This window comes from Microbacterium sp. 22195 (genome assembly GCF_052056515.1).
Taxonomy (GTDB): domain Bacteria; phylum Actinomycetota; class Actinomycetes; order Actinomycetales; family Microbacteriaceae; genus Microbacterium.
Map to the genome: position 1 here is coordinate 53,111 of NZ_JBQEPE010000002.1, position 17,853 is coordinate 70,963.

Genomic DNA, 17,853 nt, shown 5'->3' on the forward strand with positions numbered 1-17,853 from the left:
GGATGCATTTCTGATCCATCCTGCGGGGGCGCATGCGTTTCTGATCCATCCCGGGGAGCGGATGCTGCCCGACGGTGACCCCGGAATGCGAGAGCGCCCCGCCCCTTGTGGGGGCGAGGCGCTCGGGCATCCGCTCGTCGTCACTTAGCGGCGACGGGCTCCTTGCCGGACTCAGGCTCGGCCGCATCCGCGGCATCCGCCTCGTCGATGTCCTCGGCGAAGGGAAGACCGTTGCGCGGAGCGTTGTACAGGTCGAGGTCGAGGATGCCCTCGCGCTTGGCGACGATCGTCGGGACCAGCGCCTGACCGGCGACGTTCACCGCGGTGCGGCCCATGTCGAGGATCGGGTCGATCGCGAGCAGCAGGCCGACGCCCTCCAGCGGCAGGCCGAGGGTCGAGAGCGTCAGCGTGAGCATGACGATCGCGCCGGTGGTGCCCGCGGTCGCCGCGGAACCGACGACCGAGACGATCACGATCAGCAGGTACTGGATGGGGCTGAGTGTCACGTCGAAGAACTGAGCGACGAAGATCGCGGCGATGGCCGGGTAGATCGCGGCGCAGCCGTCCATCTTGGTGGTCGCGCCGAGCGGCACGGCGAACGAGGCGTAGCCGGAGGGGACGCCGAGGTTGCGCTCGGTGACGCGCTCGGTGAGCGGCAGGGTGCCGATGGAGGAGCGGCTGACGAATGCCAGCTGCACCGCCGGCCACACGCCCGAGAAGTACTGCTTGATCGACAGTCCGTGCGTCTTCACGAGGATCGGGTACACGACGAACAGCACGATGGCCAGGCCGATGTAGATCGCGCCGGCGAACCAGGCCAGAGCGGTGAGCTTGTCCCAGCCGTACTTGATGACGGCGGAGCCGATCAGGCCGAAGGTGCCGAGCGGAGCGATGCGGATGATCCACCACAGCACGCGCTGGATGACCTTGAGCAGCGACTCGGTGAACGCCAGGAACGGCTCGGCCTTCTTGCCCGCCTTCAGCGCGGCGATGCCGACGGCGGCGGCGACCACGATGACCTGCAGGATGTTGAAACCGACCCCCGAGGTGACGGTGTTCGTGGTCGGGTCGAGGGAGCTCGAGACGCTGAGACCGAGGAAGTTCTGCGGGATCAGGCCGAGGAGGAAGTTCCACCAGGTGCCGACCGCGTACGGCTCGCCGGTCTTCAGGCCTTCGCCGGCCTTGCTTCCGGGCTGGATGACCAGGCCGAGCACGATGCCGATCGTCACCGCGATGAACGCGGTGATGGCGAACCACAGGATCGTCTGGCCGGCGAGGCGCGCGGCGTTCTGCACGCGGCGCAGGTTGGAGATGCTCGCGACGATCGCGGTGAAGATCAGCGGGACGACGGCCGCCTTCAGCAGCGTGACGTACGAGCCGCCGATGCGGTCGAGCGTGTCGGACAGGATGGTGTGGTTCTGCTCGCTGGCGCCGAGGGAGACGCCGATCAGGCCGGCGGCGATGCCGAGGACGAGGGCTGCGAGGATCTGGAACCCGAAGGAGGTCAGCAGCTTGCGGACCGGGCCTCGGGTGTCGGGCGCCTTCGGCGCGCGGGCGGTGGTGGTCACGGGGGCTCCATGTGGTCGAGCGGGGAGGGTGATGCGCGCACCATGCGCGCCATGTTGCCCAACGTTAGGGTGCGCCGCGGAATTCCGGGGATCTTGTGACACTGCGTGACGTCACATGACAAGGCGCGCTTCTGGAGCGGACACGGAAAAGGGCCGGAACCATTCCCCCGGTTCCGACCCTGTGCGCTGTGCGCCCTCCTGAAACTTCAGATCACTGCTTCGGCGCGCAGTCCGGCGCTGCCTCCGAGACGACCTTGACCAGCAGCTTCTGCGAGTCCTTGCTGGTCTGCAGGTCCTTGCCCTGGGCGATGTTCGCGAGGTCCTGGTCGGAGATCTCGGACTTGACCATGGCGTCGGCGAGGCACTCGATCATGTCGCCGGGGTACATCTCGGTCTGGCCCGCCTCCTCGACGATCTTGTGGTAGCCGGCGGCGACCTCCTTGGCGGAGGGGCGCTCGGGCGCCGAGCATGCGGCGAGCGAGAAGGCGACGGCTGCGATGGGCAGGACCGCCAGCAGGCGGGTGGCGATGCGGGGACTCCGGTCGGTGTTCATGGTTACCACCGTAGGGGTTTCTCAGCGGATTGATAGATGGGGAGCGGTGCCCATGAGACGTCGGGCTGACACGCTCCTGGCCCCTCAACCCGCCCGCCGCCGTCGATCGGTTGTCTGTGTCGGGAACATCTCGACAGTGACTCCCTCGAGGAAGTAGCCGGCCGGAGTCTTCAGTGTCGATGCGATTCGCACGAGGCTCAGCAGATTCGGCAGCGCGCGCCCCATCTCGTAGGCGCGGATGTTCGACGAGTCGATGTCGCTGCCGACCGCGAGCTGGTCCTGCGTCATCGCTGAGGACTCCCGTGCCTCCCGGATCCGCGCCCCGATGTGGGCGGCAGCGGCGGACGGGACTCGGGGCATCTCTCAAGGGTCTGGAATGTCCGCGACTTGTGCCAGGGTTAACGAACCCGGGTACTTGTACCGATCCGGGTGGTCAACGGATCAAGGAGCGGCGATGGCGGACGAGCGGCTGATCAAGTCGCGCCTCCGCGTGAAGGCTCACGGCGAAGTGTTCACTCCCCGGCGCATGGTCGAGCAGATGCTCGACCTCGTGCGCCCGGAACTGGAGACCGGACCGAATTTCGTCGACAAGACGTTCTTCGAACCCGCGGCTGGCGATGGGAACTTCCTCGTCGCGATCCTGCGGCGCAAGCTTCGCGCCGTCGAGAGGCGCTACCAGCCCGGAGTCTGGCCGACGGAGTCGCTGTTCGCGTTGGCCTCCATCTACGCCGTGGAACTGCTCGAGGACAATCACCGGGCGGCACAGGCCGCTCTCCTGGCAGAGTTCGTCGCGTTCCATCAGCGAGTCGGTGGCGCGTGCGGAGTCCGCACCAACCTGTACCGTTCGGCGGTCGCCCTTGTCGAGCACAACATCATCTGCGGTAACACGCTCACCGGTCGCGACGACCGTGGGCGGGCGATCCAATACTCCTGGTGGCATCGAGTGCTCAACGAACCGGCCATGGTGCGCCGGGTCGCATTCACGTTCGACTCCCTGCGGGACTCCGCGGCCGGTCGCAGCGTGCTGGATTTCCCACCCCAACACGCATATGCAGTGTGTCGCATCGATCACGTCCACAAAGAGGTGAGGACCGATGACTGAGCCGCGGATCAGCACGTTCCGCGAGGTGGTCCCCGTGGTCTACGCGTGGACGACTCCGGACATCCCTAGATACGAGGGCTGGGAGAAGATCGGCTACACCGAGCAGGAGGGCGGAGCCGACGCGCGCATCGCGCAGCAGGCATCGCAACTCGGGATCGAGAAGCGGAAGGTCTGGTCGCAGCGTGCGTTCTTCACCACCGAAGCCGGTGGCGCCTTCACCGACCGCGAGTTCCACGCCTATCTCAAGCAGCAGGGCGTCGAGCGTGAGCTCACGCCGCGCACGGAGTGGCACCGTTTCACGGACACGCCTCTGACGTCGAAGCAATACTTCCTTGACTTCGCCAGTGGAGGCGGCGCCGAGATCCAGCGAGCGGGGACCGAAGACTATGAGTTACGCCCTGAACAAGACGCTGCCGTCCGGCAGGCCCTCGACGCGTTCGCATCAGGGCACACCGAGGTCCTCTGGAACGCCAAGCCCCGCTTCGGCAAGACGCTCACCACGTACGACCTGATGCGGTGCCTGGATGCCCGGAAGGTGCTGATCGTCACCAACCGTCCCGCAATCGCGAACTCGTGGTTCGACGATTTCACCAGGTTCATCGGGCATCAGAGCTCGTACGTGTTCGTTTCGGACTCGCCTTCCCTTGCTGGCCGCGAGGTGATGTCGCGCGGCCAGTGGGCGCTGTACCTCGGTGCGCATCCAAACGCCGGCCTGGTCGAGTTCCTCTCGCTGCAGGACCTCAAGGGGTCTCAGTACTTCGGTGGTCACCACAAGAAGCTCAAGCACATCGCCGATGTCAACTGGGACCTGCTAGTCATCGACGAGGCTCATGAGGGCATCGACACGATGAAGACCGATGTCGCCTTCGACAAGATCAAGCGCCAGCACACACTGCACCTGTCCGGTACGCCGTTCAGGGCGCTCGCCGCCGGGAAGTTCGAGCCCGAGCAGATCTTCAACTGGACCTACGAGGACGAGCAGTCCGCTCGCATCGGATGGTCGGATGCGGAGCGCGAGAACCCCTATGCGAATCTGCCGACGCTCAACATGTTCACATACCAGCTGTCCAGGATGATCAGCGACCGTCTCGCCGAGGGTGTCGCGCTGGCTGAAGATGAGGCGAGCATCGATTACGCATTCGACCTTGCCGAGTTCTTCGCGGTGAAGGACAACGGCGTCTTCGAGCATCGTGACGACGTGGTCAGGTTTCTGGACTGCCTCGCTGAGAATGAGAAGTACCCCTTCTCGACGCCTGAGCTCCGTGACGAGATCCGTCACTCGTTCTGGTTGCTCAATCGGGTCGCCTCAGCGAAGGCGCTGGAGAAGCTCCTCAAGCAGCACGAGGTGTTCAAGGACTACACGATCATCCTCGCCGCGGGGGATGGGCGGAGCGAAGACGACGTGGATGATGTCGGCTCGGCGAAGTCTCTGGACAGGGTTCGCTCGGCTATCGCGGAGGCGGAGAAAACCGGGGGCCGGACTATCACGCTCTCCGTCGGACAGCTGACCACGGGGGTCACCGTGCCGGAGTGGACCGCAGTGCTCATGCTGTCGAATCTCTCGTCGCCCTCGCTCTACATGCAGGCCGCGTTCCGCGCCCAGAACCCGCATGCATTCCTGCGCGGAGAGCGGATGCTGCAGAAGAAGAACGCCTATGTCTTTGACTTCGCGCCGGAGCGCACCCTCACCATCTTCGACGAGTTCGCTAACAACCTGCGTCCTGATCCCGGAGGCGACCCCGACGCGCGGCGTGAGAACATCCGCACGCTGCTCAACTTCTTCCCCGTGATCGGCGAGGACTCCGAAGGCCGCATGGTCGAACTCGATGCCACGCAGGTGCTCACCTTCCCGCAGCTGTTTAAGGCGCGGGAGGTCGTCCGTCGTGGGTTCCTGTCCAATCTGCTGTTCGCCAACGTGTCGGGAATCTTCCGCTACGCCGAGCACGTGATGAACATCCTGGAGAAGCTGCCCGAGGCCAAGGAGGGCAAGCTCAAGCCCGGCACCACGATCACGATCGACGAACCTATTCCCGTCACGGATGAGGACGGCAACGTCGCGGTCGATGCTGAAGCAGTCATCAAGCCCAAGGTCGCCGAACTCGGAGCTCCGGTCTGGCACGTCGAGGAGATTCCCGCGATCACGCCGACGACGCCCGCAGCGACGGCGGCGAAGGATCTTGCAGCGCTCGTGACCATCAAAGCTCGCGAGACCCGGGACAAGCTCAAGGACGAGTACGACCTCACGGCAGCACAGATCGCGAGGGACGAGAAGCGCACAGAGGCTGTGGTCACCGCTGCCGTCGAGCGCGCCTACATCGACCACGGGATCGCGAAGAAGCATCTCGACGACGAACTGGAGAACGCCACGACGGATGCCGAGGTGGACGCGGTCGCGGCCAAGCGCGCGGAGCAGGACAGAGTCTTCGAAGCTGACATCATCGCGATCCTGAAGGAAACGACGGCATCGATCACGACCGAAGTGGTTACAAGGGAGGAGACGAGGAAGGAGCAGAAACGCGCCAACACCGCGATGGACGAGGCGCGTGCCCATCTGCGTGGGTTCGCGCGAACGATCCCGATGTTCCTGATGGCGTACGGGTCGGCGGATCTCCGCCTGTCCAACTTCGACGATCACACTCCCGACGATGTCTTCGAGGAGATCACAGGCATCAGTGAGGCGGACTTCCGCATCTTGCGCGACGGCCAGGAGATCACCGAGGAGGACGGCACGGTCACTCGAATCCCGGGCCTCTTCGATGCGGCCGTTTTCGATCAGGCAGTGCAGGAGTTCCTCGCCAAGAAAACCGAGCTCGCGGACTACTTCGATGCCACGCTCACGGAGGACATCTTCGCTTACATCCCGCGTCAGAAGTCGTCGCTCGTGTTCACGCCGCAACCGGTGGTCAAGCAGATGGTGGATCTGCTCGAGGAGGCGAACCCCGGCATCTTCTCGGATCCGACTCGGACGTTCGCGGACTTCTTCTCGACCGCCGGCCTTTTCCTGATGGAGCTTGTGCGCCGCCTCGACGCCGGGCTTGCGGCGACCCTCCCTGACCAGTCCGAGCGACTGCATCACATCCTCACCAGGCAGATCTTCGAGATGAGTCACAACCGGATCCTGCACGACATCACGATCGAAGCGGTGTCGGGCGGCAACGCGGAGCGCAAGCGGTGGATGATCGAGTCCGATCACTTCAGAGTCGGCGACATCGCTGCGATGACAGCAGCCGAGCGCGAGGCGCTGCTCGATGACATGCTCCAGGAAGGCAGCTGAGATGGTCAAGAAGTTCGATGTCGTCATCGGGAACCCGCCGTACCAGGAAGAAGCAACGGGCGAGGCGACGCACGCAATGCCGATCTACCACCAGTTCATGGAGGCTGCGTACGAGGTCGGGACCAAGGTCGTGCTCATCACACCTGCTCGTTTTCTCTTCAACGCGGGTTACACGCCGAAGGCGTGGAACGCGAAGATGCTCAGTGACCCTCATCTGAGCGTCCCGTACTACGCCCCGAACAGTGACGATTTGTTCCCGGGGACGGATATCAAAGGTGGCATTGCGGTCACCTATCGCGATGCGGAGCGCTCCGGAGAACCGATTGGAGCCTTCACCAAGTTTCAAGAGTTGAACGACATCGTGCATCGCGTTTCTGGCTTTGGATTCAAGCCGCTGACTGATGCCGGTTTTACCAGTGGTCGTTCGTACCGCTACACGGAAACGATGCATGAAGACCATCCCTCCGCGGCCGGCATCCTTTCCGAGGGCCATCAGTATGTGATCGGCCCGCACGCGTTTCAGCGACTGAGCCAACTGTTCAGTGCTACCCGACCCGCGGACGACGGTGACTACACGAGAGTCCTCGGTCTCGCAGGCAAGAAGCGCGTGGAGCGCTGGATCCGGCGCGAGTATGTTTCCGGGACCCCTGCACTGACGTCTTACAAAGTTGCGGTGGCGGCCGCTAACGGCTCGGGCGTGCTCGGCGAGGTGCTCTCGTCACCCCTGGTGCTTGAGCCGCACGTCGCCGTTACCCAGACGTTCTTGACCATCGGAAGTTTTGTCGACGAAGCAGAGGCGCAGGCGGCTCTCAAGTACATAAAGACGAAGTTCGCTCGTGTGCTGCTCGGAGTCCTGAAGATCACGCAGCACAATCCGGCGAAGGTCTGGAAGCACGTCCCGCTCCAAGATTTCACCGCTGACTCCGACATCGATTGGACGAAGAGCGTCTCCGATATTGACCGGCAGCTCTACGCGAAGTATGACCTCACCGCCGAGGACATCGACTTCATCGAGTCCCATGTCAAACCCATGACGTGACGAGCCAGAGCGAATCGGATGTTCAGCCGTCGCATCCCCGCCGTCCGTGGGCCGCTTCGCCGTGCGGAAGGGCCATCGTCCGATGACATGATCGTGTCGGTCTCCGCACGGATGGCCTCGCTCGCCGCTCAGGAGCAGGAAGCACGCCTGAGCGCGTATCCAGCTGCTCGCACCTCTGCCAAGATCGAAGGGCACGTCCAGACGTTGCAACAGGGGGAAAATCCAATGGCCTACGCCGTCATCGATCTTGAGACCACAGGCTTCTCGCCGGCTCGCGGGGACCGCATCATCGAGCTCGCGATCGTGCTCGTCGACGACGACGGGCGCCCGGAGCACGAGTGGACCACGCTCGTGAACCCGCAGCGTGACGCGGGGCGGGCTCAGCTCCGCGGCATCCGATCCGAGGATCTCGCCGGCGCACCGCTGATCGGCGACGTCGCGGCGCACCTGGTCGGCCTGCTCAGCGGGCGCACGCTCGTCGCGCACAACCAGGAGTTCGACCTGAGGTTCCTCAAGTCGGAGCTGGCGTCCGACGGATTCGTGCTCCCTGCCACGTTCGACGCGCTCGACACCATGCTGTGGTCGCACAGGGCGTTCGGCGTCTCGCGGCTCGGCGACGTGTGCGCCGTGCTCGACATCGACTACGACCCTGCGCGGCCCGCACTGGGCGACGCCCGTGCGAAGGCCGCGATCCTCGCGGCGCTGATCGCGCGCGAGGGCAGCTCCGACGACTGGCGGACGGATGCCGCGAATGCGGCGTTCCCGCTCTCCGCCGACGGATCCACGACTGCGACAGGGACGGCCCGCGCCTCCACGACGGCCGACGGGTTCGTCGACACCGCCGAGCGCCCCCTGTGGGAGCGCGTCAGCATCCCTCAGGGCACGCTTGACGCGGCATCCGCGGTCTACCTCGACATGCTGGTCCGCGTCCTGGAGGACGGACTGATCTCGACCGGCGAGTACTCGCGTCTCGACGCGATCGCCGAACTGACCCAGCTCAGTCCGCAGCGCCTCGTCACCTTGCACGCCTCGTACCTCGCGGCCGCCTACGTCGAGGTGCTCGCCGACGGCGTCGTCACCGCCGACGAGCGCCGCGAGCTGGTCCAGATCGCGACGATCCTCGACCTTCCGGTGCCCGAGATCCCCGAGGTCGACGAGCCTGCCGGTGACGAGCGAGCGTTCACCCTCGCGCCCGGAGCGCGCGTCGTGTTCGACGGCGCTCTGAGCCGGCCCGCCGAGGACTGGGCACGGCTCGTCACGGATGCCGGCCTCGTGACCGGCAGCGTCACGAAGAGCTGCGCAGTGCTGGTCGCGGCGGATGCTGCGAGCCAGACGGGCAAGGCCAGGACCGCCCGCGCGCACGGCATCCCGATCGTCACCGAGGCCGAGTTCGAGCGCGTGTTCGAGGCGTATCTTCAGACGAAGAGCTGATCTGCACGCAGGGGAGCTGACGCATGTTCACGATGACGACGAACGACGTTCCGGGCTACCGGATCACGCAGGTGCTCGGCGAGGTGATGGGCCTGACCGTGCGCTCCTCGAGCTTCGGGCAGGGTTTCACGGCCGGCTTCCGGTCGCTCGGCGGCGGCGAGATCCCCGAGTTCAGCCAGGTGCTCTACGAGAGCCGGATGGAGGCGGTGAACCGCATGTGGGCGGAGGCCGTGCAGCGCGGTGCGAACGCCGTCGTCGCCATGCGGTACGACAACAGCTCCGTCCAGAACTTCTTCGAGATCTGCGCCTACGGCACGGCGGTGGTCATCGAGCCGCTGGAGCCCCCAGCATCCTGAGACACCCTGCCCTCAGCCGCCTGCGCCCATCGCCCGGCCGGACAGCAGATTCGCGATGAAGATCTGAATCTGGGCATGCATGGAAGCAGCCGCGCCATTGAGCGGCTGCTCGACCGTGACCAGAGCATCCAGTCGCTCCAGCGTCTCCGTCACGACAGCATCCGCCCGCTGCAGCCCCCACGTGGTGAACTCCGCGACGAGGTCGGCGCGCTCGACCTCGGCGAGCCGATAGACACCGTTCACGGCGAGCGCCAACCGGCCATCGCCCGGGAAATGCGCGTGCGGCACGACGTCGTACGCCGGAGCCAGCTCGACATCGCCGTTCACCGGATGCAGCAGCCCGAGGTTCTTCGTGTGCAGGTCGAGGTTCCCGATGGCCACGCTCAGCGTCACCATCTCGGCGAGTGAGCGGAGGCTGCGACCCGGGGCGGACCGACTGATCTCCGCTGCGACCCGTTGCAGGCTGACTACACCGCCGAGCGCCTGATTGAAATCCTCTTGATGCACTCGCTCGCCGTCGCGGCGGTCAAAACGCTCGATCACGAGCGTGGGGAGCCCGTCGAACGCTTCGATGCGGGTCTCGAACGATGCGAGCCACAGGCCTCGCACGAGCCGAGCTCCGTACTCCTCGTCGAAGATCATCGTCGGGCGCTCGGCCAACTGGGGCTTGAGGATGTGCGTCGTGGGGGATCCGCCCAGCGCTTGAGCCCAGCCTTTGCGGGTGCGAGTCAGGGCGATCTTCGGCTGGACGCCACCGAGCGAGGTCTTGCCCAGACGGGGATCATTGCCCAGCGGGGAGCGGATTGGATCCTCCAGCAGGGCGCGGATCTGCGCGGCATCAACAGGGTGCAGCGACGGTCGCTTCGGCTCGGTTGGATCGTCCAGATTCCAGATCTGCAGGGCGCCCGCGACGTCCCGGCCGTAGTGGGCCAGGAATGCCGGTGTGTCGCCTCGGCGGATCGAAGCCTGCGCCAGCATGAAGCCGTACTGGTCGCCCTCGGGAAGCAACTCGCCGAACCAGTTCCGTCGCCGGCCGGCTCGGTCGCGGCGCTGCGTCGGCGTCATGGGAATCGCGACAGACAGCACCGGGCTGTTCGCTCCGAATCGCTCGATCGCGGCATCGCTCGGCGTGAAGTCGAAGGTTCGCGCATCGCCTTCAAGGGTGCCGATCGACGTGCCGTACAGTTCAACTGCGAGTCGCATGGTCCTCGGTCCAGGTCGCCGATAGCTCCAGTCCGGAGGCGCGAGCCATGTCCAGAATGCGGCGCAGGTGGATCGTCGCCTTGCCGCTCTCGATCTCGCTCACCGTGCTCTGCGGGATGTCGAGTTCGGCGGCGAGTTCGGTCTGCGTCATGCCGCTCGCGATCCGGGACTGCTGCAGCGCGAGGCCTACATCCGCAGGTGTGCGCAGCCGTGCACGACGTTCCATGGCATCCTCCTATCGGAATATCACGATAGCACCGCGATATCGGAAAATCGCGATATCGATCCGGTATCGTGATATCGCGATACCGGATGCTGACGTCAGCGGCGATCCGCGAGCACGAGCAGCTCGCCCACCTCGCATTCCAGCGCGTCGCAGATCGCACGCAGCGTGGAGTAGCGGATCGCCCGTGCGCGGTCGTTCTTCAGCACGGACAGGTTCACGATGCTCACGCCGACCCGTGCGCTCAGCTCGGTCAGCGTCATGCCGCGCTCGGCGAGCAGCTCGTCGAGCCGGCAATGGATGCCCGTGAACTCGTCGTCCGCGTCGGCGGGGCTCATACGAGGCCTTCCGTCTCTCGCTGCAGCTGCTCCTTCTCGCGCTGCAGCTGTGCGCCGTAACGGAAGATCGCCGACAGGGCGAAGAGCCCGACGGCGGCGGCGAACGGCCAGAGCGGGACGCTGAGCTCGAACGGGACGGGACACGCATCCGGGTCCCAATCAAGCGACCGAGCCGCCAGCGTCATGCCGATCGATGTCACGATCGCGCTCACGGCACCAGCGATCATGACCGAGATAGACGCTATTCCGAACGTGCGTGACACGGACGGATGGAACGGGTCCCGCAGGCTCGCTCGCCGCGTTGCCGTGTAGATCGCCCAAGCGATCGCGGCGGAGGCGAGGATGCCGAGCAGCGCGCCGAGGAAGATGACAAAGCGCGGGCCGAAGGGCGCATTGTCGATCCAGCCCTGGCAGTACTTCATCAGCCCGGAGCGCGGTTGAGAAGTGGGCTCGTCTGGGAACACGCCGTCGATGCTGCAGTGCGAGGTGCGCAAGAAGTCCTGCTGGTCGGTCACCCGACGCTGCGTCGAGTCGTCAAGGACCAGCGAGGCCGAGCTCAGGGAGCTGACTCCGGTCATCACGACTCCAACGGCACAGATGAGCAGGTATGCAAGGGATGCATTGCGCGTCACGTCCAGTGCGAGCGTGGTGCTGCCGTGCCGGCGGGCGCGCCAGATAGAGAAGGCCACGATCACCCCGACGATCGCGAGCCACAGCGCGATCCATCCCAGCCCGCCGAGCAGATCCGTCGATGTGAGTTGCATCAGACCAGTCCTTCCGTCTCCTTCTGCAGACGCACCCCGCGCCGGAATGCGATGCTCACAAGACCGCACGCGATGGCGACCGCGAACATCGGCGCGTAGCCCTGGAAGCCGACGGAGGGTGATACCTCGGCGTCGCCCAGTCCGACTGCCGCGAGCACGCCGTTGCCGCCGAGAGTGTCCCCGAACAACATGAGTGCTCCGCCGCCGATCAGCGCGCCCGCGATGACGTTCCACACCTGGATCGTGCCCGTGCGGAACAGGTGCCCGCGTAGTGCGCAGTGAGCCAGGTAGACGATGCAGGCGATCACGACGAGCGCGGTCAGCACAGATGCGGCAATGGACACGGCGATCATGGTGACGGAGACCGCGTTCACTTGATCGGAGTAGACGATCCCCTCGCGCATGATCACATCGACCGATCCGGTGTCCGAGCCGACCGTCACGTTGACGGGTGTCTCGTCGACGGTGATGTTCCAGGCGATGCCGTCCGGCGAACCGAAGGTCCGCCATGCGCGCATCACGCCCCAGTAGAGGGTGAACAGTGCGGCCAGGACTCCGACGCCCACGACCGTCACGGCATCCTGCTTCTCGCTTTTCGTCTCGCCCATCAGACCAGTCCCTCCGTGTCGCGCTGCATCCGCCGGCCCACCTCGAACGCGGCGGCGATCAGCGCGAGCGCGATGCCCCAGCCGATCGGGCTCGCGTCGAGCCGCACCAGGAACGTCCAGAACATGTCGGATGCCGACTCCGGCAGCGCCTTCACGGCCTCGGCCCGTGCGATCCCGCCGAGCAGCGGCGCGATCATACCCGCGACGATCAGGCTCAGAGACGCCGTCGCCAGCACGGGCACCATCGACCGGCGGAACGCCCGCTGGCGGATCAGCGAGAACCCGAGCCACCACAGCGTCATGCAGACCATGATGGTGGCCAGCGCCGGCAGCACCGTCTCGCCCAGCAGCAGCCAGCGGACGCCGGCGTCCAGCGTCTCGAACGACACCGTCGACTCCGTGAACTCGGCGGATGCCACCCCTGCGGCGCCCGCGAGCGCCGGCACCTCGGCATCGTGCACCGGCATGCTCACCGCGACCGGCGAGGAGAAGATCTCGATCGCCCTGCCCACCGCCCCCGTCAGCGCCGCGATCGCGATGCTCACCGCTCCCGTCGCCACCAGTCCGAGCGTGACGGCCTCGGCCAGCGGCATCCCCCTGCTCCTGCTGTTCATCCCGTCAACCCTCCGTATCGACAATCGTTGTTATCGCTTTTCGTTAACATAACGACAGTCGATAAGGGCGTCAAGGTCTCTTGAACGTGAGGGCGCAGCGAAGCTTCCGGGAGTGAGCATCGGGGAGGGGCCCGCGCAGCGGGAGGGGTCCCCGTTCTGCGAACGCAGGAAGATTCGCGGAGCCCGCCCCACGCCGGCATCCCGAAGTCACTCGCAACAGAAGGTATGCCGACGGCGAACACGGCCGTCCGACCCCGCGCCGGTCGTTACCCTCGATACAAGGCCGCAGCTGAAGCTGTGTGCCAGGCGTAGAGCCAAGGAGTCACAGCATGTTCGAGAGATTCACGGACCGAGCCCGTCGTGTGGTCGTCCTCGCCCAGGAAGAGGCGAAGATGCTCAACCACAACTACATCGGCACCGAGCACATCCTGCTCGGCCTCATCCACGAGGGTGAGGGTGTCGCTGCGAAGGCGCTCGAGAGCCTGGGCATCTCCCTCGACGCGGTGCGCGAGCAGGTTCAGGACATCATCGGCCAGGGCCAGCAGCAGCCGACCGGCCACATCCCGTTCACCCCGCGTGCCAAGAAGGTGCTCGAGCTGTCCCTGCGCGAGGCGCTGCAGCTCGGCCACAACTACATCGGCACCGAGCACATCCTGCTCGGCCTCATCCGCGAGGGCGAGGGCGTCGCGGCTCAGGTGCTCGTCAAGCTCGGCGCCGACCTGAACAAGGTGCGCCAGCAGGTCATCCAGCTGCTCTCCGGCGCCCCCGGCGGGCGCGAGGCCGCCACGGTCGGTGCGCAGACGAACGAGGGCCCGGCATCCGCGCAGGGCGGTTCGCAGGTGCTCGACCAGTTCGGTCGCAACCTCACGCAGGCCGCCCGCGAGGGCAAGCTCGACCCGGTGATCGGGCGCGAGAAGGAGGCGGAGCGGGTCATGCAGATCCTCTCCCGCCGCTCCAAGAACAACCCCGTCCTGATCGGCGAGCCCGGCGTCGGCAAGACCGCCGTCGTCGAGGGCCTGGCGCAGGCGATCGTCAAGGGCGACGTGCCCGAGACGCTCAAGGACAAGCAGCTCTACTCGCTCGACCTGGGCTCGCTCATCGCCGGTTCCCGCTACCGCGGTGACTTCGAGGAGCGCCTGAAGAAGGTCACCAAGGAGATCCGCACCCGCGGCGACATCATCGTCTTCATCGACGAGATCCACACCCTGGTGGGTGCGGGTGCCGCCGAGGGCGCGATCGACGCGGCCAGCATCCTCAAGCCGCTGCTCGCCCGCGGCGAGCTGCAGACGATCGGCGCGACCACGCTCGACGAGTACCGCAAGTACTTCGAGAAGGATGCTGCGCTTGAGCGCCGCTTCCAGCCGGTGCAGGTCAACGAGCCCACGCTGCCGCACGCGATCAACATCCTGAAGGGGCTGCGCGACCGCTACGAGGCGCACCACAAGGTGCAGATCACCGACGGCGCGCTCGTCGCCGCGGCGAACCTCGCCGACCGGTACGTCAGCGACCGGTTCCTCCCGGACAAGGCGATCGACCTGATCGACGAGGCCGGTGCACGTCTGCGCCTGAGCATCCTGTCCTCCCCGCCCGAGCTGCGCGAGTTCGACGAGAGGATCGCCAAGGTCCGCGAGGACAAGGAGGCCGCCTCCGAAGAGCAGGACTTCGAGAAGGCCGCGGCTCTGCGCGACCAGGAGAAGGAGCTGCTCGGCGAGCGGCTGCGCCTGGAGAAGCAGTGGAAGAGCGGCGACGTCTCGACCCCCGCGGTCGTGGACGAGGGCCTGATCGCCGAGGTGCTCGCCCAGGCCACCGGCATCCCCGTCTTCAAGCTCACCGAGGAGGAGTCCAGCCGCCTCGTGTTCATGGAGAAGGCGCTGCACCAGCGCGTCATCGGACAGGAGGAGGCGATCGCCGCCCTCTCCCGCACGATCCGCCGCCAGCGCGCCGGTCTGAAGGACCCGAAGCGTCCCTCCGGCTCGTTCATCTTCGCCGGCCCCACCGGCGTCGGAAAGACCGAGCTCGCCAAGGCGCTCGCCGAGTTCCTGTTCGACGACGAGGCGGCCCTGATCTCCCTCGACATGTCGGAGTTCGGTGAGAAGCACACCGTCTCGCGTCTGTTCGGCGCCCCTCCCGGATTCGTCGGATTCGAAGAGGGCGGCCAGCTCACCGAGAAGGTGCGCCGCAAGCCGTTCTCCGTCGTGCTGTTCGACGAGATCGAGAAGGCGCACCCGGACATCTTCAACTCGCTGCTGCAGATCCTCGAAGAGGGTCGCCTGACCGACGGTCAGGGTCGCGTGGTCGACTTCAAGAACACCGTGATCATCATGACGACCAACCTCGGCTCGTCGGCGATCGCCGGTGGACCGGTCGGCTTCCAGGTGGAGGGCAACTCCCAGACCACCTACGAGCGGATGAAGGGCAAGGTCGACGAGGAGCTCAAGCGTCACTTCAAGCCCGAGTTCCTGAACCGTCTCGACGACATCATCGTGTTCCCGCAGCTGAACAAGGACGAGCTCCGTCAGATCGTGGGCCTGTTCGTCAAGCAGCTGGCCGACCGCCTGCTCGACCGCGACATGACCGTGGAGCTGTCGGATGCCGCGAAGGACAAGCTCATCGAGATCGGCTTCGACCCGGCGCTCGGCGCCCGGCCGCTGCGCCGCGCCATGCAGCGCGAGGTCGAGGACCAGCTCTCCGAGAAGATCCTGCACGGCGAGCTGAACAGCGGCGACCACGTGAAGGTCGACGTCGCCGACGGCAGGTTCACCTTCGACGCGGCTCCGCGCGGCGAGAAGGTCTCGGTCGGTGTCAACACCACCCCGACGATCCCGTCCACCCCGGATCTGGCCGCAGGCTGACCGGTCCGCACGGACACGAGGGCCCGGATGCTTCGGCATCCGGGCCCTTCGTCGTCTCCCGGCGCAGCGGACCGCAGCCCGGGCGGCCCGTGCCGACGCGGCGTCGCAAACCGGCACCCGCTCTTCCTCCGCCATGTCGATGCGGCCGCGGGACGGCTCCCGTAGCGTTCGAGTGATCGTCCCGGGGCACCGTCGCCCGGGAGGGAGGGTGACATGTCCGCGGCATCCGCACTCATCGGAGCACTGGCCGAGTGGCAGGTGCGGCACGTGTTCTGCTGCCCGGGCACCAGCGAGATCCCCGTGATGGACGCGATCGTCGAACTGCGCGGTGAGACCCACGTGCCGGAGTTCATCCTGACCACGCACGAGGCGATCGCCGTGAGCATGGCGGACGGCTACGCCCGCGCCTCCGGAGGCATCGGCGTCGCCTACCTGCACACGAACGTCGGCGTCGCCAACGGCCTGGCGCACCTGTACGCGGCGCAGGTCGCGCGCAGCCGGGTCGCGGTGCTCGCGGGGATCAAGGGCACCGCCACGCTGCCGCATCGGGCGCTGACCACCTCGCCCCGGCTGCTCGAGACGGCGGCGCCGTATGCGGGGCACGTCTGGCAGAACCTGCGCCCGGAGGACCTGCTCGACGACGTGTCGCGGATGCTGTGGAGCACCGGGGTCGTGCCCGAGCAGCCCGCGGTGCTGACCGTGCCGCAGAACCATCTGAGCTCCGAAGCCGGTGCGGCGGGGCACGCGCACGTGCGATCGTCCGCACGCCAGAGCCCGGATCCGGATGCCCTGCGCGAGGCCGCCGAGCTGCTGCGCCACGCGCGGCATCCGGTGATCGTCGCGGGATCCGACGTCGCCAGGCGCGGCGCCGAGGCAGCCCTGGAGCGACTGGCCGAGCGCACCGGAGCCCCCGTGCTGGTGGAGTCCCGCCGCGATCTGGAGAGGTGGTCGTTCCGCACGGATCACCCGGCCTTCGCTGGGCTGTTCGAGCCGTCCGCCCCGCTCCTGGCGGACTGCGACCTGCTGGTGCTGGCGGGCATGCCCACGCCGCTGGAGTTCTCGTCCGAGCGGCCGAGCGTGCCGCAGGGAGTGCCGATCCTCCACATCGCCGAGGACGCCGCCGAGCCCGGCAGAAGGCACCGCACCGCCTGTGCCGTCGTCGGCGACACCCGGCTCGCGCTCGAGCTGCTCGCCGAGAGCGTCGAAGAGCCGGCATCCGGCGGGGACGTCGATCCGGCGGCATCCGCCGAACGGGCCGCCTGGCTGACTGCCGTTCTCGACCACGCCGCCGGACAGCGCCGGCGATGGGAGGACGAGGTGCCGCTGGTCTCGGAGGGCGCTTCGTTCAGCGCCGCGTCCGCGATGCGGGTGCTGGCCGACACGGTCGGCGGCGAGAGGCTCCTCGTGCTGGATGCCGTGACCTCCACGCTGCCGCTTCTCCGGTTCCTCACCCGCACCCGGCGCGACACGCTGTTCGCGACCGCCAGCGGCTCGCTCGGCTGGGGGATGGGGGCGGCCCTCGGCGTCGCGCTCGCCCGCGAGGAGCGCACGCTCGCCGTCGTCGGAGACGGGGTGGTGCAGTTCGGGGTCCCCGCGCTCTGGACCGCGGCGCGCTCGCACCTGCCGGTGACGTTCGTCGTGGTGAACAACGGCCGCTATCAGGCAGTGGTCTCCGGTCTCCGCCAGAGCGGCGGCGCGGCCCGGCAGCACGACGACTACCCGCTCACCGACATCAGCGGCGTCGACATCGCCGCGCTCGCGGCATCCTTCGGCATCCCGTCCGTGGTCGTGGACGGGTCCTCCTCGCTGCGGGACGAGCTGCGGGCGCACCTGGCACTCGACGAGACCGACGGACCGCGTCTGATCGAGATCCGCGTGAACGACGACCTCTGGGCGTGAGCCCGGAACCGATGCCGAGACGACAGAGA

At 66.7% G+C, this 17,853-nt stretch carries 16 protein-coding genes; 7 read left to right on the plus strand and 9 right to left on the minus strand.

All coding sequences use genetic code 11. The features are described from left to right. Positions 1-140 precede the first annotated feature (140 nt). The 3 genes from ACTJJ4_RS08245 to ACTJJ4_RS08255 form a co-directional block, all read right to left on the minus strand. Positions 141-1,568 carry a dicarboxylate/amino acid:cation symporter gene (locus ACTJJ4_RS08245; RefSeq protein WP_440942877.1) on the minus strand — a complete coding sequence of 476 codons (1,428 nt, stop codon included), beginning with the start codon at positions 1,566-1,568 and terminating at the stop codon, positions 141-143. A 211-nt stretch (positions 1,569-1,779) separates the two neighbouring features. Next, positions 1,780-2,121 carry a hypothetical protein gene (locus ACTJJ4_RS08250; protein ID WP_440942878.1) on the minus strand — a complete coding sequence of 114 codons (342 nt, stop codon included), beginning with the start codon at positions 2,119-2,121 and terminating at the stop codon, positions 1,780-1,782. 84 nt (positions 2,122-2,205) lie between these two features. Then, positions 2,206-2,481, minus strand: a complete 276-nt coding sequence (locus tag ACTJJ4_RS08255) for a helix-turn-helix domain-containing protein (RefSeq protein ID WP_440942879.1) — start codon at positions 2,479-2,481, stop codon at positions 2,206-2,208. 94 nt (positions 2,482-2,575) lie between these two features. Here ACTJJ4_RS08255 and ACTJJ4_RS08260 point away from each other — a divergent pair, with 94 nt between their 5' ends. The 5 genes from ACTJJ4_RS08260 (at position 2,576) to ACTJJ4_RS08280 (ending at position 9,323) form a co-directional block, all read left to right on the plus strand. Next, complete coding sequence (locus ACTJJ4_RS08260; RefSeq protein ID WP_440942880.1) at positions 2,576-3,223, plus strand: hypothetical protein; 648 nt, start codon at positions 2,576-2,578, stop codon at positions 3,221-3,223. Beyond that, positions 3,216-6,497 carry a DEAD/DEAH box helicase gene (locus tag ACTJJ4_RS08265; protein WP_440942881.1) on the plus strand — a complete coding sequence of 1,094 codons (3,282 nt, stop codon included), beginning with the start codon at positions 3,216-3,218 and terminating at the stop codon, positions 6,495-6,497. The genes ACTJJ4_RS08260 and ACTJJ4_RS08265 overlap by 8 nt, the downstream gene beginning before the upstream one ends. A gap of 1 nt (position 6,498) precedes the next feature. Continuing rightward, on the plus strand, positions 6,499-7,536 hold the full coding sequence (locus tag ACTJJ4_RS08270; RefSeq protein WP_440942882.1) for an Eco57I restriction-modification methylase domain-containing protein: 1,038 nt from the start codon (positions 6,499-6,501) through the stop codon (positions 7,534-7,536). A gap of 225 nt (positions 7,537-7,761) precedes the next feature. Further along, positions 7,762-8,967, plus strand: a complete 1,206-nt coding sequence (locus tag ACTJJ4_RS08275; RefSeq protein ID WP_440942883.1) for an exonuclease domain-containing protein — start codon at positions 7,762-7,764, stop codon at positions 8,965-8,967. A 23-nt stretch (positions 8,968-8,990) separates the two neighbouring features. Further along, positions 8,991-9,323 carry a YbjQ family protein gene (locus ACTJJ4_RS08280; RefSeq protein WP_440942884.1) on the plus strand — a complete coding sequence of 111 codons (333 nt, stop codon included), beginning with the start codon at positions 8,991-8,993 and terminating at the stop codon, positions 9,321-9,323. A 12-nt stretch (positions 9,324-9,335) separates the two neighbouring features. Here the strand turns inward: ACTJJ4_RS08280 and ACTJJ4_RS08285 are convergent, their stop codons facing one another. The 6 genes from ACTJJ4_RS08285 to ACTJJ4_RS08310 form a co-directional block, all read right to left on the minus strand. After that, entirely contained in the window at positions 9,336-10,526 is a 1,191-nt protein-coding gene (locus ACTJJ4_RS08285; RefSeq protein WP_440942885.1) for a type II toxin-antitoxin system HipA family toxin, read from the minus strand. Next, the gene (locus tag ACTJJ4_RS08290; RefSeq protein ID WP_440942886.1) at positions 10,510-10,752 is read right to left on the minus strand and encodes a helix-turn-helix domain-containing protein; all 243 of its coding nucleotides are present in this window, start codon (positions 10,750-10,752) and stop codon (positions 10,510-10,512) included. The genes ACTJJ4_RS08285 and ACTJJ4_RS08290 overlap by 17 nt, the downstream gene beginning before the upstream one ends. Positions 10,753-10,847: 95 nt before the next feature. Beyond that, positions 10,848-11,087: a helix-turn-helix domain-containing protein gene (locus tag ACTJJ4_RS08295; protein ID WP_440942887.1), complete on the minus strand. Its 240-nt coding sequence runs from the start codon at positions 11,085-11,087 to the stop codon at positions 10,848-10,850. Continuing rightward, complete coding sequence (locus ACTJJ4_RS08300) at positions 11,084-11,851, minus strand: hypothetical protein (protein ID WP_440942888.1); 768 nt, start codon at positions 11,849-11,851, stop codon at positions 11,084-11,086. The genes ACTJJ4_RS08295 and ACTJJ4_RS08300 overlap by 4 nt, the downstream gene beginning before the upstream one ends. After that, positions 11,851-12,459 (minus strand): hypothetical protein, encoded by a 609-nt coding sequence (locus ACTJJ4_RS08305; RefSeq protein ID WP_440942889.1) that lies wholly within the window; start codon positions 12,457-12,459, stop codon positions 11,851-11,853. Before ACTJJ4_RS08305 ends, ACTJJ4_RS08300 begins: the two co-directional genes overlap by 1 nt. Next, complete coding sequence (locus ACTJJ4_RS08310) at positions 12,459-13,073, minus strand: hypothetical protein (RefSeq protein WP_440942890.1); 615 nt, start codon at positions 13,071-13,073, stop codon at positions 12,459-12,461. Before ACTJJ4_RS08310 ends, ACTJJ4_RS08305 begins: the two co-directional genes overlap by 1 nt. 329 nt (positions 13,074-13,402) lie before the next feature. Here ACTJJ4_RS08310 and ACTJJ4_RS08315 point away from each other — a divergent pair, with 329 nt between their 5' ends. Continuing rightward, a complete protein-coding gene (locus ACTJJ4_RS08315) occupies positions 13,403-15,925 on the plus strand; it encodes an ATP-dependent Clp protease ATP-binding subunit (protein ID WP_440942891.1) in 2,523 nt (840 codons plus the stop codon). A 213-nt stretch (positions 15,926-16,138) separates the two neighbouring features. After that, the gene (locus tag ACTJJ4_RS08320) at positions 16,139-17,824 is read left to right on the plus strand and encodes a thiamine pyrophosphate-binding protein (protein ID WP_440942892.1); all 1,686 of its coding nucleotides are present in this window, start codon (positions 16,139-16,141) and stop codon (positions 17,822-17,824) included. The last annotated feature ends 29 nt before the right edge of the window (positions 17,825-17,853 follow it).